The sequence below is a fragment of the Aureimonas mangrovi genome (genome assembly GCF_014058705.1).
GTDB classification, from domain to species: Bacteria; Pseudomonadota; Alphaproteobacteria; order Rhizobiales; family Rhizobiaceae; genus Aureimonas; species Aureimonas mangrovi.
Genome location: NZ_CP059692.1, coordinates 481,607 through 501,002, shown reverse-complemented (window position 1 = coordinate 501,002; position 19,396 = coordinate 481,607). Strand labels below are relative to the sequence as shown.

The following is a 19,396-nucleotide window of genomic DNA, read 5'->3' as shown; positions in this document are numbered from 1 at the left end:
GAAACGAGAACATGGATTTTGATCTGTCCGAAGAGCAGCGAATGCTGAAGGATTCGGCCGAGCGCCTGCTCGCCGACCGCTATGATTTCGAGGCGCGGCGCCGGCATGGCGAGGGCGACAGGGGCTGGAGCGAAGACATCTGGTCCCGCTTCGCGGAGCTCGGCCTTCTGGCGCTGCCCTTCGCCGAGGAAGACGGCGGCATCGGCGGCGGGCCCGTCGAGACGATGATCGTGATGGAGGCGCTGGGGGGCAAGCTGACGCTGGAGCCCTATCTCGCCTCGGTCGTGCTCGCCGGCGGCGCACTGCGCCGCGCGCCCGATGCCCTGCGGGCGGAATGGGTGCCGAAGATCGCGAGCGGCGAGGCCGTGCTCGCCTTCGCCCATCACGAGCGGCAGGCGCGTTACGAAATCTTCGACGTCGCTGCGACAGCCCGGCAAAACGGCGACGGCTTCATCCTCGACGGCGAGAAGTCGCTGGTGCTCGGGGGCGACAGCGCTGATCAGCTCGTCGTTTCAGCGCGCGTCTTCGGCGAGCGGCGCGAGCGTGGCGGCATCGCGCTGTTTCTCGTCGATCCGCGCACTGAGGGCGTGACGCTGCGGCCCTTCCCGACGCAGGACGGGCGACGCGCCGCCGAGATCCAGTTCTCGAATGTGCGCGTGACCCCGGGCGACATCGTCGCCGGGCCGGACAAGGGCGCGGACGTGCTGGCCGCCATCGTCGATGAGGCGATCGCCGCTCTCTGCGCCGAGGCCGTCGGCGCGATGGCCGCGGCCTGCACGATGACGGTGGAATACCTGAAGACCCGCAAGCAGTTCGGCACGACCATCGGCTCCTTCCAGGCGCTCCAGCACCGCGCGGCCGACATGTATGTCGCGCTGGAGCAGGCGCGCTCCATGGCGCTCTTCGCGACGATGATGGCGGGCAGCGAGGACGCGGCCGAGCGCGCGCAGGCCGTGAGCGCGGCGAAAGTCCAGATCGGCCGCTCCGCCCGGCTGATCGGCCAGGAGGCGATCCAGCTTCACGGCGGCATCGGCATGACGATGGAGACGGCCATCGGCCACTATTTCAAACGTCTCACGATGATCGAGACGATGTTCGGCGACGCCGACCACCACCTTCGCATGGTCGCGGCGAACGGTGGCAGGCTCTAGGTGGTTGAGGGCAACGTGCCCCGCCTTTAGAACGCGGGCAGGTCCATTGCCCGGAGACGCCCGATGCCGCACTTCGCCCTCATCTGCAACGACCGCCCGGATGCGGGCACGCTGCGCGCCGACACGCGCCCGGCCCATGTCGAGTTCCTGAACGGTCTCGGCGCCGCGCTCGGCTTCGCTGGTCCCTTCCTCGACGATGCCGGCAAGCCGAACGGCAGCCTCGTGGTCATCGAGGCGACGGACGAGGCGGCGGCGCGAGCCATCGCGGCGCAGGACCCCTATGCGAAGGCGGGGCTGTTCTCGAATGTCGAGATCCGTGCCTGGAACTGGGTCTTCAACAAGCCGGGAGCCTGAGACCTTGGCACACTGGCTGTTCAAGTCCGAGCCGCACAAATGGTCCTTCGAGGCGCAGGTGAAGGCCGGTGAGAAGGGCACGCAATGGGACGGCGTGCGCAACTACCAGGCCCGCAACTTCATGCGCGAGATGAAGGTCGGCGAGCGCGGCTTCTTCTACCATTCCAACGAGGGCAAGGCCGTCGTCGGCATCGTCGAGGTGATCGCGGAGGCTCACCACGACACGACGAGCGAGGACCCGCGCTGGGAATGCGTGGACCTGAAGGCCGTCATGCCCGTGAAGGAGGAGGTGACGCTGGAGGCCATCAAGGCCGATCCTGCGCTGAAGGACATGGTGCTCGTCAACAATTCGCGCCTCTCGGTGCAGCCGGTGACCAAGGCCGAGTTCGACCACATCTGCCGCATGGCAGGGCTCGACCCGAAGGAGGCGGCGGGAACACGCTGACGGCGCGAACGTTTCGGGAACAATCAAACCCGATACGGAAAGCATTCGAGCCATGGCGAGCGACCCGAAACATGCCGGCCTCTCCAACACGGAGAAGGACCCGGAAGACTGGACGACCGGCGAGGAGCCGATGACCGGCGCACAGGCGTCTTATCTCAAGACGCTGTGCGAGGAGACGGAAACGCCCTTCGACGAGACGCTGACGAAGGCGGACGCCTCCAAGCTCATCGACGAGTTGCAGGGCAGGAGTTCGCGGCTGAAGAAGAACGGCTGACGACAGGACACGAAAGTGGCAGCGCCTTTCGGGCGCCGCCACTTTCGACGATGGCTGTCAGGACAGAAATCCTGTCAGCCAGAGTATGATAATGATCGGGATCGGAATCCCGATCAGCCAGAGCAGGCCACCTTTGAACATCGAATTCTCCTCGCATTCTCTGGAAGAGAAAGGCTCTGGAGAGCCCTGCGGTTCCGCCGTTTCCGAGCTTTCGGAACGCCGGAATTTCATCCTCGCCAACACGGCACGCCTTGCCCCGCCGCATGTGCCGGAGATCGTGCTGAACCTTGCGAGCGAGGCGCACGATCTCTGGCTGAAGACGGAGGAGGAACTGGCCGAGATCGGCCTCCCGCCGCCCTTCTGGGCCTTCGCCTGGGCCGGCGGCCAGGGGCTCGCGCGCCATGTCCTCGATCATCCGGAACTCGTCGCAGGCCGCGCCGTCCTCGACTTCGCCTCAGGCTCCGGCCTCGTCGCGATCGCGGCGGCGAAGGCCGGCGCGCGGGACGTCACCGCCGTCGACGTCGACCCGTTCTGCGAAGCCGCCACCGCGCTCAATGCGGCAGCGAATGGGGCCGCGATCCGCTTCACGCAGCGCGACGTCATCGGCCAGCAGATCGAAGCCGACGTGCTTTTGGCGGGCGACGTCTTCTACGACCGGGAGTTCGCCGCGCGGCTCGTACCGTGGTTCGACGAGCTGGCTGCCGCCGGGACCAAGATCGTCGTCGGCGATCCCGGCCGCGCTTATCTGCCGAAGAACCGGATCGAACAGCTCGCTGTCTACGAGGTGCCGGTGTCCCGCGCGCTTGAGGACGCCGAGGTCAAGCGCACCACCGTCTGGCGCTGGCGCGGTTGATCGTCCGCTGCAACGCATGAACAGGAGACAACGCCGGCCTGCACCCGAATCGCGCGCTCGCTTTCGCGCCCCTCTCGGTCGCTATAGCGTGATCGTCTTCGTCCCAGGAGCTGCCGTCACCGTCTAGTCTAGTCCATCGGCGGTCCGGTCAACGGTCATTAACCCGCATTGTCCTGCTTGCCATCGTACTGGCGACGGCAAGCCGCTATACGAGGCCAGTTGTCTCGGATCCAGGACGTAAAACCTTCCAACGCCGGCAGCATGCTCGCGCCCATCTCGGTCAGCTCGTACTCGACGCGAGGCGGCACCTCGGGAAAATAGTGGCGCGAGACGAGCCCGTCGCGCTCGAGGAGACGAAGCGTAACCGTCAACATGCGCTGCGTGATGCCCTCGATTCCCGACTTCAGCTCCGAAAAGCGGAGGCGGTGCCCAGGGGCCACCGCCAAATGACTCATGACGAGGATCGTCCATTTGTCGCCGAGCCGCGCCAATACGCTATTCGGAGCGCAGGGCCGGAACACGGGACCTTTGTCGGTCTCCTGGTAGGGCCTTCCGTGTATCAGCCGCTCCATTCGTATCATTCCTGTGCCCGAGGGTGCCCCGTGTGCCGCCTTCCGACCCGGAGGGTATGAGTATAGATGGGTAACCCTCGAGACGACAGGAGGGTTCTTCATGTCACTTCATCAGCCGATCCTTGTGTTCGGGGCTACCGGTCAGCAGGGCGGATCGGTCGCGGCCGCGCTCTTGAAAGCAGGGCACTCCGTTCGCGCCATCGTGCGCGACCTGTCGTCACCGGGCGCCTTGGCACTGCGGGACGCCGGCGCAGAGCTGGTAGAGGGTAGCTTCGACGACAAAGCGTCGATGGAGCAGGCCATGCAGGATGTCCAAGGCGTATTCAGCGTCCAGCCGAGTTCGCCAGGCGGCACGGTGACAGACGAGGAGGAAGTGCGCTACGGTATTGTAGTCGCAGACCTGGCAGCCGAGGCGGGCGTCCAGCACCTCGTCTACAGCTCGGGCGCTGCGGTCGGCGACAAGCCGACGGGGGTTGCCCATTTCGACACGAAAATGCGCATTGAGGCGCATGTCCGCGCCCTGCCGATCACCTGGACGATTGTGCGTCCCGCGATCTTCATGGAAATGCTCGTGATGCCGGGCTTCGGTCTGGACGAGGACCGCTTTACTTTCTTCGCCCGGCCGGACCAGTCCATGCAGTTCATCGCCGTCGAGGATATCGGTCGGATCGTCGCGACCGTCTTCGCCGCGCCGAAGCGGTTCGGTGGGCAGACGTTCGAGATTGCAGGCGATCAGTTGACGGGACGCGAGTTGGAGACGCTGTTTAGCCGCGAGGCAGGCCGTCCCATCGCCTACGCACGTTTCTCCGACGACGTTCTGGCGGCCAATCCCTTTCTCGCCAAGCTGACAAGGCTCTTGGACGAGGGTCCGGTCGCTGGACACGCCGACCTCGACGCTCTGCGCGCGATCGAACCGGGCCTTACGCGCTTCTCGACATGGCTTGCAGGGAGCGGACGAGAGCCCTTTGCCCGAGCGCTCGGTGCCAAAGGCGCCTGGGCCTATAACAGCGCCTGAGAGGCCGGCGGAATGCTTAGGCCTGCTTCAGGGCAACTGAGCCCGGAAGCAGGCTGCCGCTTTCTGCCTGTGTCCGTCGGCGATTTCCAAGCATGCGAGTGGCCGGCGTTGATAAGGGAAGTTGCCCAGCCGGCTTCTGAAGGCACGACATCTCATGAGGAAACGATCTGAGCCGCGCGGCTCCGCGCGATGCTAATCTCGAGATCATGCCGCCCGCACCGGCGCCTCCACATGTTGCACAGCCGAGCGCGTCACCTCCACGGGCACGCATTTGGCTGCCGGGCACAGGCTCTCCTCCGCGTGGTGCCACAGGGGAATGAGCTTGTTCAGCTCCGGGAAATAGCCGCCGACATCGCCCTTCGGCAACTTGAAGGAGTGAACGCGCAGTGCCTCGACGCGCCGCTCCACACCGTCGTCGACATGGGTGCGCACGTCCACGAGGTCCTGGTCCCGCAGGCCGAGACGCTGCATGTCCTCGCCGTTCATCAGGAGCACCATGCGCGAGCCCCAGACCCCGCGCAGCCGGTCGTCATAACCGTAGACCGTCGTGTTGAACTGGTCGTTCGAGCGCAGCGTCATCAGCCTGAAGACGTTCTCGCCGCTCATGTCGACGTCCGGATTGGCATCGAAACCGTCGGGCAGGACGAAATTCGCCTTGCCGCTTTCGGTCTCCCACTCGCGGTAGCAGGCCTTGATGTCGCGGTGAAAACCGCCGGGCTGGCGAAAGCGGGCGTTGAAATCCTTAAAATGCTCCGGGTAGCAGCGCTCGATCTCGTCGCGAACCCGGCTGTAGTCGCCCACCCACTCGTCCCACGGGATAGTGCTCTTGCCGGCGATCGTCGCCTTGGCGATCTCGGCGACGATCTTCGGCTCCGACAGAAGTTCCGGCGAGGCCGGCGGGCGGAAGCCGAAGGAGCCATGGATGGTGGCGGTGGAATCCTCGATCGACACCCACTGGTCGCCCGTCGCCTGATGGTCGAGCTCGGTGCGCCCGAGGCACGGCAGGAGATACGTCACCTCGCCCGGCACGAGATGCGAGCGGTTGAGCTTGGTGGCGATCTCGACATGCAGCCGCAGCCCGCCCCACGCCCCTTCCATCAGCTCGGTTTCGGGAATGGCGCGCACGAAATTGCCGCCGAGCCCGATAAAGGCCTTTACCGAGCCGTCGAGCACGCCCTCGCAGGCTTCGACCGTCGCGAGCCCCTTCTCACGCGGGGCCTGGAAGCCGTAGAACTGTTCGAACTTCTCCACGGGGACGAGTTCCGTCTTCTCGGTGATGCCCACCGTACGTTGCCCCTGGACGTTGGAATGGCCGCGGATCGGCGACAGGCCGGCGCCCTTCTTGCCCACATTGCCGCGCATCAGCATCAGATTGACGAGCATCTGCACGTTCTTCACGCCGTGGCGATGCTGCGTCAGGCCCATGCCGTAGTGGGCGATGACGGCGTTGGCCCGAGAATAGGTGCGGCCGACATCCTCGAGGTCTTCGCGCGAGAGTCCGGAATAGTGCTCGATCTCGGCCCATTCGGAACCGCGCACGAACGCCTCGAATTCCGCGAAGCCGTCGCAGTGCGCCTCGATGAAGTCGACGTCGAGGACACGGGGGCCGCCGCTGGCCTTCGCTTCGTCGTCGAGCGCCAATACCGTCTTGGCGATGCCGGTCATCGCGGCGATGTCGCCGCCGCACTTAAGCTGCAGATAGTCGCTCGACATCTTGGTGCCGGGGCCGGGCGAGAGCATCTCCGCGGGGTTCTGCGGGCTCTTGAAGCGCATCAGTCCGCGCTCCTCGATCGGGTTGAACGTCACGACCGGGGCGCCGCGCTTTCGCACCTCCTGCAACTGGTGAAGAAGGCGCGGCGCATTGGTGCCGGTGTTGTGCCCAAAGAAGAACATCATGTCGGTGTGGTCGAAATCCTCCAGTGTCACCGTTCCCACCGGCGAGCCGATCGAGGCCTTGAGGCCGACCGAGGTGGACTCGTGGCACATGTTGGAGGAGTCCGGCAGGTTCTGGTTGCCGTAGATACGCGCCAGAAGCTGGTACATGAAACTCGTTTCCAGCGACGCACGGCCGGACGCGTAGAAGATCACCGATTTCGGATCGAGCGCCTTCAGCTCCTTGCCGATCTCCGCGAAGGCGCTTTCCCAGGTGACGGGCACATACTGGTCGAGCGAGGCGTCGTAGCGCATCGGGCTCGTCAGACGACCGCTCTTCTCCAGGTCGTAGTCCGTCCAGTCCAGAAGCTCGCTCACGCGGTGCCGCGCGAAGAAATCGCGGCCGGTGCGCGCCTCGGTCATCTCCCAGATGGTCGCCTTGGCGCCGTTCTCGCAGAATTCGTAGAGGTGGGCGTCCTTGCCCGCGGGCTTGGCCCATGAGCAGGAGACGCACATGACACCGCCGGTCTTGTTCTGCTTCGACAGGACGCCCCAGAGCGCTGTCTTGGAAACGTTTTCCGCGAAGGATTTTTCGAGAAGCGACTTCATCGACCCCCAACCGCCCGTCGGCTGGTCGTAGGCGCGCACCTTCGGTCGATCGGTGATCTCGCTGCGCCTCATGTCACTCTCCGTCGCAATGTCTGCCGCTGCTCGCTCTCGAACATAACGTCGCAGAGGCGTCCGCGTTCAATCCGATCTCTGCGGCAGGATCGCGCGGTCCCCAGAGGCCGATCACGCGTGCGTGTTCGCAATTTGATCGCGTCCGCGTTGTCGCGTCAGCGGTGAACCACAAGGCGCGTTCCGGTCCGCAGGAAGGGCACGAGGCGGCGCATGTCATGGGGGTTGACGGCCACGCAACCGGCCGTCGGCGGATAACCTTTCTTGGCGACGTGGAGGAAGATGGCGCTGCCCGCCCCGCGCCGCCGCGAAACAATGTTCCAGTCGAGTACAACAACGAGATCGTAGAGCCGGTCGGCACGTTGCATCGTCTCCGCGCTTTGCGAAAAAGGCAGGCGGACCGGGCGGTTATAGGCGGCATGAAGCGGCGCGTCGCACCAGCCGTCATCCTTTCGCGAGAAGCGCCAGGGCATCGGCGGCACGACGCGAACCGTGCCCGCGGCCCTGCGATAAGCGAAGAGGAGAGCCATCGACGCCACCGGCGTCGCGCCGTCCCCCTCGCGCTTGAAGATGCTGGTTCCCCCTCGCCCCAGCACGCATGGAAGGCGCATCGTTCCAGCTTGCAGGATGCCGCGGCGCGCGCCGAGCGGCGACCGGCGCACCACGAACTTCGTACTTTTTGCGCGCTCCGCGTGGCGCAGAGGTGGAAATGAGGCCGATCGCTTCACAGATTGTTTCTCGAAGAGTCGTGGGAGGGGCGCTGCGGGGCCCGCAGCCACCGAACTGATAACGGGATTTCATGAGCGCGCGAAGCATTCTCATCATCGACGACGACGACGACCTGCGCTCTGCGCTGGCCGAGCAACTCGGCCTGCACGAGGAGTTCACGGTGCTGGAGGAGGCGAACGCTACGAAGGGCATCAATACCGCGCGTTCGGACCATGTCGATCTTGTGGTGATGGATGTCGGCCTGCCGGACATGGACGGCCGCGAGGCGGTGAAGGTTCTGCGTAAGTCGGGTTTCAAGGCGCCTGTCATCATCCTCACCGGCCATGACGCGGATGCCGACACCATTCTCGGCCTGGAGGCCGGTGCCAACGACTACGTGACGAAGCCCTTCCGCTTCGCCGTCCTTCTTGCGCGCATTCGCGCCCAGCTGCGCCAGCACGAACAGAGCGAAGACGCCACTTTTCAAGTCGGCCCCTACGTCTTCCGTCCCAGCCAGAAAGCGTTGACGGACGAGAAGGGCGGCAAGATCCGATTGACCGAGAAGGAGACGGCGATCATCCGCTATCTCTACCGGGCGGATAGACGCGTGGTGACGCGCGACGTGCTGCTGGAGGAGGTGTGGGGCTATAATTCGGGCGTGACGACGCACACGCTTGAAACCCATGTCTACCGGCTGCGGCAGAAGATCGAGCCCGATCCCTCCAATGCGCGGCTCATCGTCACGGAATCCGGCGGCTACAAGCTGATGCCGTGACGGCTTCGGTCGATTCGAGCCTCGATCTCTCGACTTTGAGAGAAATTTGACCTTTTGGAAGGACATCGCCCGCACAATGGACGGCGATGCGCCCGTGTGACCTCCGGTCGGCGGGCGCGGCGTGACGGAGTGCGACGCAGGCGATGAGCCTTGAAAGCGACATCGACATCCTGAGCGGGGTCGCCCTGTTCTCGGACCTGACGCGCGATCAGCTGCGGCTGCTCGCCTTCGGCGCGGAGCACCGCTCGCTGCGCGAGGGGGAGTTCCTGTACCGCGCCGAGGCGCGCGCCGACGCGGGCTTCGTGATCGTCTCCGGCCGGGTCGAGCTCGTCGTCGAGGGCAAGCGCGGCCGTCGCGTCCTGGCCGAGGCGGGCCCTGGCACGCTTCTCGGCGAACTCGCGCTCATCACCGAGACCCGGCGCGGGGCGAATGCGGTGACGGCATCGCCCTGCGACGTCATCCGGATCGCCCGCCCGCTCTTTCGCCGGATGCTCCAGGAGTTTCCCGAGATCGCCGAGGGCGTGCGCGCGCGCATCGCCGCCGACCTCGCCGACATGACGCAGAGCGTCGTCGCGCTCGAAGGCCGCTTCGAGGACTGACCGACCGCCTCAACCGGCTCCAGCCGCCAGTTCCGCCTCCAGCCCGGCGAGAACAGCCGCACCGCGCGGCCGATCCGCTGGTGGTCCACCCCCAGCGGCACGCTTTCACCCGGCGGACCGCCAATCGGCTCGATGACCTGCATAAGCGCGGCGAAACGGCTACAGCGCACTGCGCTGCGCGACCGGGACCGGGACCGCTATCTTCTGATCCTTGCCTCCGAACTGCCGCGTCACGACAGCGACATTTTCGCGGGGCCGACTCAGGTCGCTCGTCGTCGGGGCACTGCTGTTCCGCCGCGATTCCAGATAGCTTGCCCGGCCGTCTCGCGGCTCGCTTCTTACGCCTAGATATTCCGTCGTTCCCCGCGGTCACGAGACAGGCATGACAAACGAAACGACAAGCGAGGCGGCGGCTAGAATGGTGCCAGCGATGAGCGACATCGTCGCGTAGACGCTATGATTGTTCTTCGGGGCCGTGTCAGCGATATGCAGCTGGATCGTCGCCACGAGACTGCTGAGAACGATGTCCTCGTTCTTGGCGTCGAACATCTCCCGCAATTCGCGCTGCGCCGTTGGAAACGGGTCTCGCAGCAGATCCGTCGCGACCTTTGCGGCCAATGACAGGGCCCTGCTCGACAGCAGCGCGGATGTGACGATCAGGGCAAGACCGGACAGTGCCAGAAACGCGGGAATGGGCTCGATCCAATCGAGCCCGGCCGGATTGCTGCGAAGCATCGCGGCGTAGACCGTTATGAAGCCGGCCATGGCGGCAATCGCGAGCGTGAGCATGATGCGCGCATGCGACATCAAGAGCGCGCGGGAACCGTTCGTATGCTCGATATATATCTTGACCAACGTCTCCAGCGCGAACCTCTTGGCTTCGTACCCCAGGCGACGATCCTCGATCGTGAGTGCGGACACAGGCTCTCCAGAAAAGGGTTTCACTCCGGACGGAGCCTCCACTCGCTCGGCTGACGTTGAGATGATCATTGGGCGACCGCTCTCAAAGGCTCGGCGATCAACGCTGCCCGCGCAAAGAACACTATCCCACTTGCGCTCAATAATGAACGCGTTTACTGAACACTGTCAACATATGAGGACGGAATGCCACGACTGGCTATGACGCCTGAGGAGGTCCACGAGGTACGAAGGCGCATCCTTCGGGAAGCGGCTTCGATCGTCGAGGAGGAGGGGATCGGTGCGCTGTCCATGCGGTATCTTGCGTCGAACTTGGGAATGACGGTTGGGAACCTCTACCGGTACTTCACAAGCCGGCAAGACATGATCCTTGCATATTTCAGCGTGGGCATGAGCGAGCTCTACGAGCAAGTACAAGCGCGCGAGGTCTCAGCGGATCCTCTGAAGGCACTTCGTGATCTCACAATGTCTTACGCAGACTTCGCGCTGTCTGATCCTGTTCGCTACCGGTTGATGTTTCTCGAAGACAGCCATGCAACGCGAAATGCAGGCCTCATCCAGACAGTCACCGACGCCTATGGCGAATTCATTCGCCGAACCGCTGCCGCCATAGAGGCCGGCGTGTTGGCCCCTGGCGAGGCGAAGCAGAAGACCGACATCATCTGGGCAGCTCTACATGGGTCGATCACCTTGGCCATCACTGCGCCGGAGATGGACCTCGGAGATCCGCAAGAGTTCGTTGAGCGGACCATAGACACGATCTTGAACGGCCTATCACCTTAAGGGACGTCACGATGACAATTTGGAAAGCCAGCGCGGTCGCAGTCGCGGCCGTGATCGCGGTCGGCTGTTCTTCCGACGATGATGCAAGGCCGACGGAACCGCGCACTGTCGATGCGATCCAGGTCCGAGCCGAGACGGTTGAGGAGACGTTCAGTCAGGTTGGAGAGATCCAGCCATACCACGACACCGCGCTCGCCTTTCGCCTGAACGGAATGCTCGCGTCGCGCCTTCCACTTGGCCAGACGGTGCGGGAAGGCGATGTGCTCGCGGTTCTGGACAAGCGTCCGGCAGAGACCGCTCTGCGCACCGCCCGGGCGGAACTTGCGGCGGCGAACGCGGCGATGTCACTGGCGCGGCTCGCCGCCGAACGCCAGCGCACGTTGCTGGAGCGAAACGCCACCGCCCGTGCGAGCGTCGACGAAGCGAATGCCAACCTCGCGACGACGCAGGCGCGTGTCGACGCCGCGACCGTCGCGCTGGAGCAGGCCGAGGACGCCCTCTCCTACACGGAACTCCGCGCCCCTCACGAAGGCACGATCTCGGCCGTCCAGGCCAACCAGGGCGAGGTGGTGGCTTCGGGGCAGGTCGTTCTTCGCCTGGTGACGGAAGAACGGCGCCACGCGGTCTTCGACGTTCCCGAAGTCCTCTACCGGACCACGCCCGAGGACGCGACGATCGCACTGCAGCTCGTGACGGATCCTGGCATTACCGCGATGGGGACGATCGATGAGGTCGCGCCGCTGGCTGACCCGTCGACGAGAGCCTACCGGGTCATGGTTGCCGTGAACGCAAACGCAGCGGCGATGCCGTTCGGCGCGCCGGTCCTCGGCACACTCGTCGTCGGCCAAGACCAACTCGCGAGGTTGCCGGCATCCGCGCTGACCAAGTCGGAAGGCGGATCGGCAGTGTTCGTGATCGACCCGCAAGCCGGTACCGTCCAGCGGCGATCCGTCGAGGTGGCCCGCTTCGACGAGCGGTTCCTCTACGTGTCGGCCGGCTTGGCGGACGGCGACACAGTCGCCACGACGGGCGTCGCGAAGCTGCGCGACGGGGAACAGGTTCTCGTCCGCGAGGGAGCACGTTGATGTCCGGCGGTGCTCCCCCGACCCATAGTGGCTTCAACCTGTCCGCCTGGACGCTCCGCCACCGCTCCTTCGTCGTCTTCCTCATGCTCGCGACCCTCATTGCCGGGGCGCTGAGCTACACACGCCTGTCGCGCAACGAGGACCCGCCGTTCACGATCAAGACCATGGTGGTCGCCGCCAACTGGCCCGGCGCGACCACGGCCGATACGGTCCGCCTCCTGACCGAGCCGTTGGAGAAGCGGCTGGCCGAGACTGCCTTTCTCGACCACACGCAGAGCTATACGAAGCCCGGCCAGTCGGTAATCTTCGTCAATTTGAAGGACGACGCGCCGCCAAGCGAGGTCGCCGAGGTCTGGTATCAGGTCCGCAAGAAGATCGGCGACCTCGCTCCGGCGCTTCCCGACGGCATCCAGGGCCCCTTTCTGGATGACGAGTTCGGCGACACGTTCGGCAGCATCTTCGCCTTCACCGCCGACGGCTTCACGCATCGCGACCTTCGCGATCGCGTCGACATTATCCGCAACCAGCTCTTGTCGGTGCCGGATATCGGGAAGGTCAACCTGCTCGGCGTGCAGGAGGAGGAGATCGTACTCGAGTTTTCCTCCGCCCGGCTTGCGGCCTTCGGCCTTAACAAGGCGGCGGTAGTCGAGGCCATCCAAGCGCAGAATGCGGTTGCGCCCGCTGGCGAGCTGAAGACGCAGGAGGACAAGATCCTCTTTCAGGTCAGCGGCGCGCTGGCCTCGGAGGACGACCTGCGCGAGCTCGTGCTGCGCGTCAACGATCGCTTCGTGCGTCTAATTGACATTGCCGATGTCAGGCGCGGGCTTGTCGACACGCCGGCACCCAGCGTTCGCGTCAACGGCGAAACGGTGATCGCGCTCGCCATCTCGATGCGAGAAGGCGGCAACCTCATCGATTTCGGTGCGCGGCTTCAGGAGCGAATGGCGGAGATCCAAAACGACCTTCCGCCCGGCATCGACGTCGTCCAGGTCGCCGACCAGTCCACCGTGGTTCAGTACGCGATCGGCGGTTTCGTGAAGGTCCTTCTCGAAGCCATCGCGATTGTACTCGCGGTCTCCTTCCTGTCGCTGGGCATGAAAGCGGGTCTCGTTATCACCGCGGCGATCCCGCTCGTCCTCGCGATGACCTTTATCGGTATGGAGGTGGCGGGAATCGGCCTGCAGCGCATCTCGCTCGGCGCGCTCATCATCTCGCTCGGTCTTCTCGTCGACGACGCGATGATCACGGTGGAAAGCATGGTCGGCCAGCTGGAGATCGGCCAGCCGAAGGACGTTTCGGCCAGCCACGCCTACGACACCACGGCCTTCCCGATGCTGACCGGCACGCTCGTGATGATCGCCGGCTTCATCCCCGTGGGTTTCGCGGCGTCGAGCGCTGGCGAATACACCTACTCGCTCTTCATGGTCGTGCTGATCTCGCTGTCGGCGTCCTGGATCGTCGCCGTCCTGTTCGCGCCGCTTCTCGGCATGTGGCTACTGCCGGACAAGATGGCTCACGCGGGGCATGGCGAGGGGCGGATCATGCGGGCGTTCCGCAGCCTGCTCGATCTCGCGATGCGTTGGCGGTTCGCGACGCTCGCGCTGTTCCTTGCCGCGTTCGCTGTATCCATCTTCGGTGCGACGAAGCTGGAGGAACAGTTCTTCCCCGCGTCCGATCGCCCCGAACTCCTGGTCAACCTGACCTTGCCGCAGAACGCCTCGCGCGAGGCGACGGAAGCCCGTGCCCGCGATCTGGAAGCTCTGTTGGTGGACGACCCTGCCGTCGAGCACTTCACAACCTATGTCGGATCCGGCTCCGTGCGCTTCTACCTGCCGATGGACGTGCTCCTCGACAACGACAATGTTTCGCAGACTGTGATCGTCGCCAAAAGCGTCGCCGAGCGGGACGAGGTGCAGCGTCGGATCGAAGCGTTCTTCGCGGACCGCCACGCCGACATCGTCACGCGCGTTTCACCGCTGGAGGTCGGGCCGCCCGTTGGCTGGCCGGTGCGCTACCGTGTCCTCGGCCCGGACTATGCGATCGTCAAGAACCTGAGCGCCGAGGTCGCAGAGATCGTCGCTCGCGACAGCCGCACCTCCGACATCAACCTGACCGCCGGCGAGCCGCAGCGCAGCATCCGTGTCGAGATCAATCAAGTTGAGGCCCGGGCGCTCGGCATCAGCTCGCAGTCCGTCGCCGGCGAGATCGCCGCGACGATCGCGGGAGCGCCCGTGACGTCCGTGCGTGACGGCAATCGAATGGTCGATGTCGTCATTCGCGGGCAAGGAGACGACCGCTCTTCGGTCCGGGTTATCGAGAACCTTCAGTTCCGCGCAGCATCCGGGGCCAGCATTCCGCTGCGCCAGATCGCGACGGTCAGCTATGGCACGAACGAGCCGGTGATCTGGCGCCGGTCTGGCAACGCGATGGTGATCGTTCAGGCCGACGTCGCGTCGAACGTCCAGCCGGCGACCGTCGCCCTCGACATCGATCGCGCTTTGGAGCCCATCCGCGCCGAACTTCCCATCGGCTATTCGATCGAGATCTCGGGCGTGGTGGAGGAGGCCGCCAAGGGCACGGATTCGATCCTCGCCGTTCTTCCGGCCATGGGCTTCGTGATCTTCGCCCTTCTGATGGTGCAGCTTCAGAGCTTCGCACGCACGGGGCTCGCCATCCTCATGGCGCCCTTCGGCCTGATCGGCGTGGTACTGGCCATGCTCCCGACAGGAACGCCCATGGGCTTCGTTGCGCAGCTCGGCGTCATCGCGCTCGCCGGCATGATCATCCGCAACGCCGTGATCCTGATCCAGGAGGTCGATGTCAACGTCGCGAATGGGGAAAAGCCTTGGGAAGCGATCGTTCACGCCTCCACCCACCGCGCCCGCCCCATCGTCCTGACGGCGCTGGCCGCCATGCTCGGCATGGTCCCGATCGCGTTCCAGATTTTTTGGGGGCCGATGGCCTTCGCGATCATCGGCGGCCTGGCCGTCGCGACGGTCGCGACGCTCCTCCTGCTTCCCTGTCTTCTGCTCTGGCTCCTCCTCTACGAGCAGCGCAGCAAACCCGGCGAAGAGCCGATCGAGGCTCCCACGGCAGCTTGACCGATCCGATCCGCGATCGGGAACCCATACGAAGACCATACTGGAGTACGGCCATGAAGATTCTGATGGTTCTGACGTCTTAAGAGAAGCTCAGCGTGGCAGCCTCCGCTCACGCAGGGCATACTGGTAAGTCACGCTGCACCTTGAGCGCGATAGACTCCTGACGCGCTACTACTTTCCCGAGTTGCCGCCCCGTGTCGAGTGAGAGCTGACCGAGATGGCGCGAGCGCGCTGCCAGCGATGACAAGCTTTACCTCTTGAGGCATGCGGAAAACGCACTGTCTCCTCTGCGGAGCGAACCCGAGCAGTCCGCCGAGAAGCCCGCGCACGCTCTGCGCGGGACGAGGACGGGTCGGATGGAATTGGCCGGCAGTAAGCGCGGCCGCGAAACTGGCCGCGACCATGGCGACGACGAACACGCCGTTGTTCGAAAGGAGTGGGTCAGCAACGATCGAGACGCAGCCGCGCAGTCGAGGCCGAGAAGTATTGGCGGAACGAAATCCAGAGCCGAGCCCGTCTCCCGGGCGCGGGCCGAAAGCTCCGCCGTCAAGGCGAGGGGCGCGACGCGCAGATAGGCGAAGGTGCCGAGCATGCCAACGAGAGGACCGCCAAGCCAGCCGGGCCAGCGCACGGCGAAGCCTTCGCGCCGCACAAGGCTCACGCCCACGAGGCTGCGCTCGGAACCGTCGCCCCCAATGCGAAGACGCTCGAAGACGAGCGCGTCGCGGGAGCCATCAAGACGGACTTCATCTCTCCGCAGAGATCATGGCGATCACCCTGTCGGGGCTGACGACATCGTCGGTCTGGACACAGGCCGCCGTTATGGCGGTGGTCGCGATCGGCATCACGATTGCCGTCTATGGTGCGGTCGCCCTCATCGTGAAGGCCGACGACGCCGGATTGGCGCTTGCCAAAAGCGACATGGGTGCAACGGCTGCCTTCGGCAGGGGGGTCGTACGCGCCATGCCGACTTTTCTGAAAGGGCTGGCGGTTCTCGGCACCGCCGCAATGCTCTGGATCGGTGGAGGGATCATCGTCCACAGCCTCGCGGGCTATGGACTGGAAGGGCCGGAGCGACTGATCCACGACATCGCCGTCGCGGTCGGCCAGTCTGTGTCCGCGGCCGGAGGGATCGCCGAATGGGTCGTCACCGCGATCGGGTCCGGCATCGTCGGGCTGGTCGCAGGCTTCGCCTCGATCCCGATCGTCGGCAAGGTGGTGGCACCATTGTGGAAGGCCGTGACGGGCCTACGCTCTCTTGCCGAGAAATCGGCATAGCAACGCGTCTCGGTTCGGGCGTAACGCGGTCTCTTCCAGCCCCGGAGGCTCGGGTCATCGGCGACGCGCTGACTTCCTTTCGCCAGATGTGGAGATTTCTCGCCCGCCTCACGGATGGAATCCGGCTGTCGTCCGTATACCTCACATGAGCGACCCTTCGCGTGACCTCGATGTCGTTGGCCTGCTTGGGCCGCTGCGGCGCTATGCGCTCTCGTTGACGCGCGACCCGCAGGACGCGGAGGACCTCGTCCACGACGCGCTCGTACGGGCAATAGAGCGGCAGGACCGGTTCCGAAAGGGCGGGAACCTCCGCTCTTGGCTGATGTCGATCCTCCACAACCGTTTCATCGACGAAGCGCGCCGGAAGCGCGCCGACCGCGCGCGTGACGCCGCGATCGATCTTCATGCCGAAGCGGCCGTCAGTGGCGGACAGGACGAGGCGACACGCCTCGCCGACGTTCGTCGGTCCTTCATGATGCTGCCCGACGAGCAGCGCGCCGCGCTCCACCTCGTGACGGTCGAAGGTCTCTCCTACAACGAGGCAGCGGATGCGCTTGGCATCCCTGTGGGCACGCTCGTCTCTCGCCTTTCGCGGGCGCGAGCCCGCTTACGGGAAATAGAAGACGGCCCCATCGACGCACAGGTCGTGCCGTTCAGAGCGAGGGGAGTGCACGATGCATCCTGAGGCGGACCCGATCACCGACTTCGACCTCATCGCCTACATTGACGATCAGCTTCCGGTTCCCCGCAGGATCGAGATCGAAGCGTATCTTGCCGAACGGCCCGACGAGGCGGCGCGGGTCATGGCGGAACTGCGCACGCGCGACGAACTTCGGCTGGCGCTGTCGACCATGCCGCTTCCCGCCAGCGTGCGCGCGAACGCGGTGGCGGGGCGGCTCGAACGCTCGCTCAGGCGACGCGTCGCTCTCCGGCGCCTGTCGCGGGCGGCCGCGCTCGCCCTGATGCTGGGCGCCGGCTGGATCGCCCATGCCGAGTTCAACGCGCTCGGCGTGCGCGAGAGTGTCGCTTCGGCACCGCCCCCTGCCTTCGTCGCCGATGCCATGCGCGCCCATCGCACCAGCGCGATCCGGGCAGGCATGGTCTCGCAGATCGAAACCGCGGACTACGATCCAGCGGAAATCCTTTCCGCGACCGCGATCCGAGTTCCGGAGTTGCCGCGCAAATGGGCCGTGCAGGACGTCCAGGTGTTCCCGTCAACCTTTGGTCCGAGCGTCGAGATGGCGCTCCGCTCGCCGGACCTCGGCGACGTCTCCCTCTTCGCCGTCCGCCCCGGCACCTTCGATGTCGTGCCCGTCGGTGTCTTCGTCGAGGCCAACACGACGGCTGCCTACTGGCAGATCGGCGAGGTCGCCTACGCGCTTGTCACGGTTGGGGGCAGCCGCGACGCGCTGGAGACCGAAGCAGGCGCGATCGAGGAGGGCCTTCGCTGAAGCTCCGAAACCGACCTTTTCTAACAAACCTCCGACCCATTCCCTCAAGGAGTTCGACCGCATGAATACGCCTTTCCGCGGCGCTGGCGTCCCAGCCGCGCCCGCCCGTTCCGGAGCGATCTTCGACGAAGGCCTGCGCGCGCACATGCTGCGCGTCTACAATTACATGGGCCTCGGCCTCGTCATCACCGGGCTTGTGGCCTTTGCAGTGGCGAACACGCCGGCGCTCTACGTGCCGATCTTCTCGACGCCGCTCAAATGGGTGGTGATGCTGGCGCCGCTCGCGTTCGTGATGTTCCTCTCCTTCCGTATCGAGCGGGTTTCGTTCGCGACGGCGCAAATGCTTTTCTGGGCTTTTTGCGCGGTGATGGGCCTGTCGATGGCCTCGATCTTCCTCGTCTTCACCGGGGCCAGCATCGCGCAGACCTTCTTCATCGCGTCCAGCGTCTTCGGCGTGATGAGCCTCTACGGCTACACCACGAAGCGTGACCTTTCCGGCTTCGGCACCTTCCTGTTCATGGGGCTGATCGGCGTCGTGATCGCCAGCCTCGTGAACCTCTTCCTCCAGTCGAGCGCGCTGCAGTTCGCCGTTTCGGTGATCGGCGTTCTGGTCTTCACCGGGCTGACCGCCTGGGACACCCAGCGCATCAAGGAAGAGTATTCCGAGCACCACGGCCACGAGGCCGCCGGCAAGATCGCGGTGATGAGCGCCCTCTCGCTCTACCTCAACTTCATCAACCTCTTTCAGCTCCTCCTGAACTTCACCGGGCAGCGAGAGGAGTAGCGGGCTTGGCACCGCTTCGTCGAACATCAGCAGGGAACGACCATCATGAACCGTGACGAACAGGGCCTGATCCAGAACCTTTTCGGCAAGCTCTCCGACGCCGAGCGCACCGCGCCACCGCGTGACCCGGAGGCCGACCGCTTCATCCAGGAGCGGGTCTCCAGCCAGCCTGGCGCGCCCTACTACATGGCACAGACGATCATCGTGCAGGAGCAGGCGCTGGAAGCCGCGCAGGCGCGGATACAGGAACTGGAAGCACAGGCAAGCCGGTCGCAGGGTTCGGGCGGCGGGCTGTTCGGTTCGCTGTTCGGCGGGGGCGGCTCGCAGCAGCCGGCGCGCGCATCTCAGCCGCGTTCCGGCGGCTACGCTCAGGCAGCCCGCCCCCATGCGGGCTCGGCAGGGGCGTCCGGCGCGTGGGGTGGCAGCGGAGCTCAGGGCACCGCACGACAGGCGGGCGGTGGCGGTGGCGGCTTCCTCGCCGGCGCGGCGCAGACTGCGGTGGGTGTCGCCGGCGGCATGATGCTCGGATCCATGCTCGGCGGTCTGTTCGACGGCGAGAACCCGATCGACGGAGCAGGTGATGCGCTGGCCGACGCCGGCGACGCGGTCGAGACCGAATTTGCCGACGCCGGCGAAGCCATGGGCTTCGACGATTTCGGCGGCGACGAAGAGCTCTAGGGTCTGATCCTCGGCGAGAACG

At 65.2% G+C, this 19,396-nt stretch carries 20 protein-coding genes; 16 read left to right on the top strand and 4 right to left on the bottom strand.

The window, feature by feature from the left end:
* The first annotated feature begins 11 nt into the window (after positions 1-11).
* From H1343_RS02305 to H1343_RS02285, 5 genes are all read left to right on the top strand, one after another.
* Complete coding sequence (locus H1343_RS02305) at positions 12-1,151, top strand: acyl-CoA dehydrogenase family protein (RefSeq protein WP_185984368.1); 1,140 nt, start codon at positions 12-14, stop codon at positions 1,149-1,151.
* A gap of 63 nt (positions 1,152-1,214) precedes the next feature.
* Positions 1,215-1,505, top strand: a complete 291-nt coding sequence (locus H1343_RS02300; RefSeq protein ID WP_185984367.1) for a YciI-like protein — start codon at positions 1,215-1,217, stop codon at positions 1,503-1,505.
* A 4-nt stretch (positions 1,506-1,509) separates the two neighbouring features.
* Positions 1,510-1,950, top strand: coding sequence for an EVE domain-containing protein (locus tag H1343_RS02295; protein WP_185984366.1), 441 nt, complete (start codon positions 1,510-1,512; stop codon positions 1,948-1,950).
* 52 nt (positions 1,951-2,002) lie between these two features.
* On the top strand, positions 2,003-2,224 hold the full coding sequence (locus H1343_RS02290; RefSeq protein ID WP_185984365.1) for a DUF3072 domain-containing protein: 222 nt from the start codon (positions 2,003-2,005) through the stop codon (positions 2,222-2,224).
* 229 nt (positions 2,225-2,453) lie between these two features.
* On the top strand, positions 2,454-3,077 hold the full coding sequence (locus H1343_RS02285) for a class I SAM-dependent methyltransferase (protein ID WP_246333499.1): 624 nt from the start codon (positions 2,454-2,456) through the stop codon (positions 3,075-3,077).
* Positions 3,078-3,235: 158 nt separating this feature from the next.
* Here H1343_RS02285 and H1343_RS02280 read toward each other — a convergent pair whose 3' ends face one another.
* Positions 3,236-3,649 carry a winged helix-turn-helix transcriptional regulator gene (locus H1343_RS02280; protein ID WP_185984363.1) on the bottom strand — a complete coding sequence of 138 codons (414 nt, stop codon included), beginning with the start codon at positions 3,647-3,649 and terminating at the stop codon, positions 3,236-3,238.
* A gap of 100 nt (positions 3,650-3,749) precedes the next feature.
* Between H1343_RS02280 and H1343_RS02275 the strand changes: the two genes are divergently transcribed.
* Positions 3,750-4,664 carry an NmrA/HSCARG family protein gene (locus H1343_RS02275; RefSeq protein WP_185984362.1) on the top strand — a complete coding sequence of 305 codons (915 nt, stop codon included), beginning with the start codon at positions 3,750-3,752 and terminating at the stop codon, positions 4,662-4,664.
* Between the two features lie 204 nt (positions 4,665-4,868).
* On the opposite strand, the gene H1343_RS02270 is transcribed toward H1343_RS02275, so the two are convergent.
* Together H1343_RS02270 and H1343_RS02265 are read right to left on the bottom strand one after the other, a co-directional pair.
* A complete protein-coding gene (locus tag H1343_RS02270; RefSeq protein ID WP_185984361.1) occupies positions 4,869-7,217 on the bottom strand; it encodes an FdhF/YdeP family oxidoreductase in 2,349 nt (782 codons plus the stop codon).
* Between the two features lie 155 nt (positions 7,218-7,372).
* Positions 7,373-7,993 (bottom strand): L,D-transpeptidase family protein, encoded by a 621-nt coding sequence (locus H1343_RS02265; protein ID WP_425484621.1) that lies wholly within the window; start codon positions 7,991-7,993, stop codon positions 7,373-7,375.
* Between the two features lie 20 nt (positions 7,994-8,013).
* On the opposite strand from H1343_RS02265, the gene H1343_RS02260 reads away from it, so the two are divergent.
* Positions 8,014-8,697, top strand: a complete 684-nt coding sequence (locus tag H1343_RS02260; protein WP_185984360.1) for a response regulator transcription factor — start codon at positions 8,014-8,016, stop codon at positions 8,695-8,697.
* Between the two features lie 143 nt (positions 8,698-8,840).
* Entirely contained in the window at positions 8,841-9,296 is a 456-nt protein-coding gene (locus H1343_RS02255; RefSeq protein ID WP_185984359.1) for a cyclic nucleotide-binding domain-containing protein, read from the top strand.
* Positions 9,297-9,665: 369 nt separating this feature from the next.
* Here the strand turns inward: H1343_RS02255 and H1343_RS02250 are convergent, their stop codons facing one another.
* Positions 9,666-10,217, bottom strand: coding sequence for a hypothetical protein (locus H1343_RS02250; protein ID WP_210270061.1), 552 nt, complete (start codon positions 10,215-10,217; stop codon positions 9,666-9,668).
* 198 nt (positions 10,218-10,415) lie between these two features.
* Between H1343_RS02250 and H1343_RS02245 the strand changes: the two genes are divergently transcribed.
* The 8 genes from H1343_RS02245 (at position 10,416) to H1343_RS02210 (ending at position 19,374) form a co-directional block, all read left to right on the top strand.
* Entirely contained in the window at positions 10,416-10,997 is a 582-nt protein-coding gene (locus H1343_RS02245; protein WP_185984357.1) for a TetR/AcrR family transcriptional regulator, read from the top strand.
* Positions 10,998-11,008: 11 nt separating this feature from the next.
* The gene (locus H1343_RS02240; protein ID WP_185984356.1) at positions 11,009-12,082 is read left to right on the top strand and encodes an efflux RND transporter periplasmic adaptor subunit; all 1,074 of its coding nucleotides are present in this window, start codon (positions 11,009-11,011) and stop codon (positions 12,080-12,082) included.
* Positions 12,082-15,183 carry an efflux RND transporter permease subunit gene (locus tag H1343_RS02235; protein ID WP_185984355.1) on the top strand — a complete coding sequence of 1,034 codons (3,102 nt, stop codon included), beginning with the start codon at positions 12,082-12,084 and terminating at the stop codon, positions 15,181-15,183. The genes H1343_RS02240 and H1343_RS02235 overlap by 1 nt, the downstream gene beginning before the upstream one ends.
* A 765-nt stretch (positions 15,184-15,948) precedes the next feature.
* Positions 15,949-16,461, top strand: a complete 513-nt coding sequence (locus H1343_RS02230) for a DUF808 family protein (RefSeq protein WP_185984354.1) — start codon at positions 15,949-15,951, stop codon at positions 16,459-16,461.
* Positions 16,462-16,606: 145 nt separating this feature from the next.
* Entirely contained in the window at positions 16,607-17,146 is a 540-nt protein-coding gene (locus H1343_RS02225) for a sigma-70 family RNA polymerase sigma factor (protein WP_185984353.1), read from the top strand.
* Positions 17,136-17,912 (top strand): anti-sigma factor family protein, encoded by a 777-nt coding sequence (locus H1343_RS02220; RefSeq protein ID WP_185984352.1) that lies wholly within the window; start codon positions 17,136-17,138, stop codon positions 17,910-17,912. The genes H1343_RS02225 and H1343_RS02220 overlap by 11 nt, the downstream gene beginning before the upstream one ends.
* 61 nt (positions 17,913-17,973) lie before the next feature.
* Positions 17,974-18,696 carry a Bax inhibitor-1/YccA family protein gene (locus tag H1343_RS02215; RefSeq protein WP_185984351.1) on the top strand — a complete coding sequence of 241 codons (723 nt, stop codon included), beginning with the start codon at positions 17,974-17,976 and terminating at the stop codon, positions 18,694-18,696.
* A 45-nt stretch (positions 18,697-18,741) separates the two neighbouring features.
* Entirely contained in the window at positions 18,742-19,374 is a 633-nt protein-coding gene (locus tag H1343_RS02210) for a DUF2076 domain-containing protein (protein WP_185984350.1), read from the top strand.
* Positions 19,375-19,396 lie beyond the last annotated feature (22 nt).

Coding starts and splice junctions, on each gene's coding strand:
- H1343_RS02305 (WP_185984368.1), top strand. CDS start 12: ATGGATTTTGATCTGTCCGAAGAGCAGCGAATGCTGAAGGATTCGGCC.
- H1343_RS02300 (WP_185984367.1), top strand. CDS start 1,215: ATGCCGCACTTCGCCCTCATCTGCAACGACCGCCCGGATGCGGGCACG.
- H1343_RS02290 (WP_185984365.1), top strand. CDS start 2,003: ATGGCGAGCGACCCGAAACATGCCGGCCTCTCCAACACGGAGAAGGAC.
- H1343_RS02280 (WP_185984363.1), bottom strand. CDS start 3,649: ATGGAGCGGCTGATACACGGAAGGCCCTACCAGGAGACCGACAAAGGT.
- H1343_RS02275 (WP_185984362.1), top strand. CDS start 3,750: ATGTCACTTCATCAGCCGATCCTTGTGTTCGGGGCTACCGGTCAGCAG.
- H1343_RS02270 (WP_185984361.1), bottom strand. CDS start 7,217: ATGAGGCGCAGCGAGATCACCGATCGACCGAAGGTGCGCGCCTACGAC.
- H1343_RS02260 (WP_185984360.1), top strand. CDS start 8,014: ATGAGCGCGCGAAGCATTCTCATCATCGACGACGACGACGACCTGCGC.
- H1343_RS02255 (WP_185984359.1), top strand. CDS start 8,841: ATGAGCCTTGAAAGCGACATCGACATCCTGAGCGGGGTCGCCCTGTTC.
- H1343_RS02245 (WP_185984357.1), top strand. CDS start 10,416: ATGACGCCTGAGGAGGTCCACGAGGTACGAAGGCGCATCCTTCGGGAA.
- H1343_RS02240 (WP_185984356.1), top strand. CDS start 11,009: ATGACAATTTGGAAAGCCAGCGCGGTCGCAGTCGCGGCCGTGATCGCG.
- H1343_RS02235 (WP_185984355.1), top strand. CDS start 12,082: ATGTCCGGCGGTGCTCCCCCGACCCATAGTGGCTTCAACCTGTCCGCC.
- H1343_RS02230 (WP_185984354.1), top strand. CDS start 15,949: ATGGCGATCACCCTGTCGGGGCTGACGACATCGTCGGTCTGGACACAG.
- H1343_RS02225 (WP_185984353.1), top strand. CDS start 16,607: ATGAGCGACCCTTCGCGTGACCTCGATGTCGTTGGCCTGCTTGGGCCG.
- H1343_RS02220 (WP_185984352.1), top strand. CDS start 17,136: ATGCATCCTGAGGCGGACCCGATCACCGACTTCGACCTCATCGCCTAC.
- H1343_RS02215 (WP_185984351.1), top strand. CDS start 17,974: ATGAATACGCCTTTCCGCGGCGCTGGCGTCCCAGCCGCGCCCGCCCGT.
- H1343_RS02210 (WP_185984350.1), top strand. CDS start 18,742: ATGAACCGTGACGAACAGGGCCTGATCCAGAACCTTTTCGGCAAGCTC.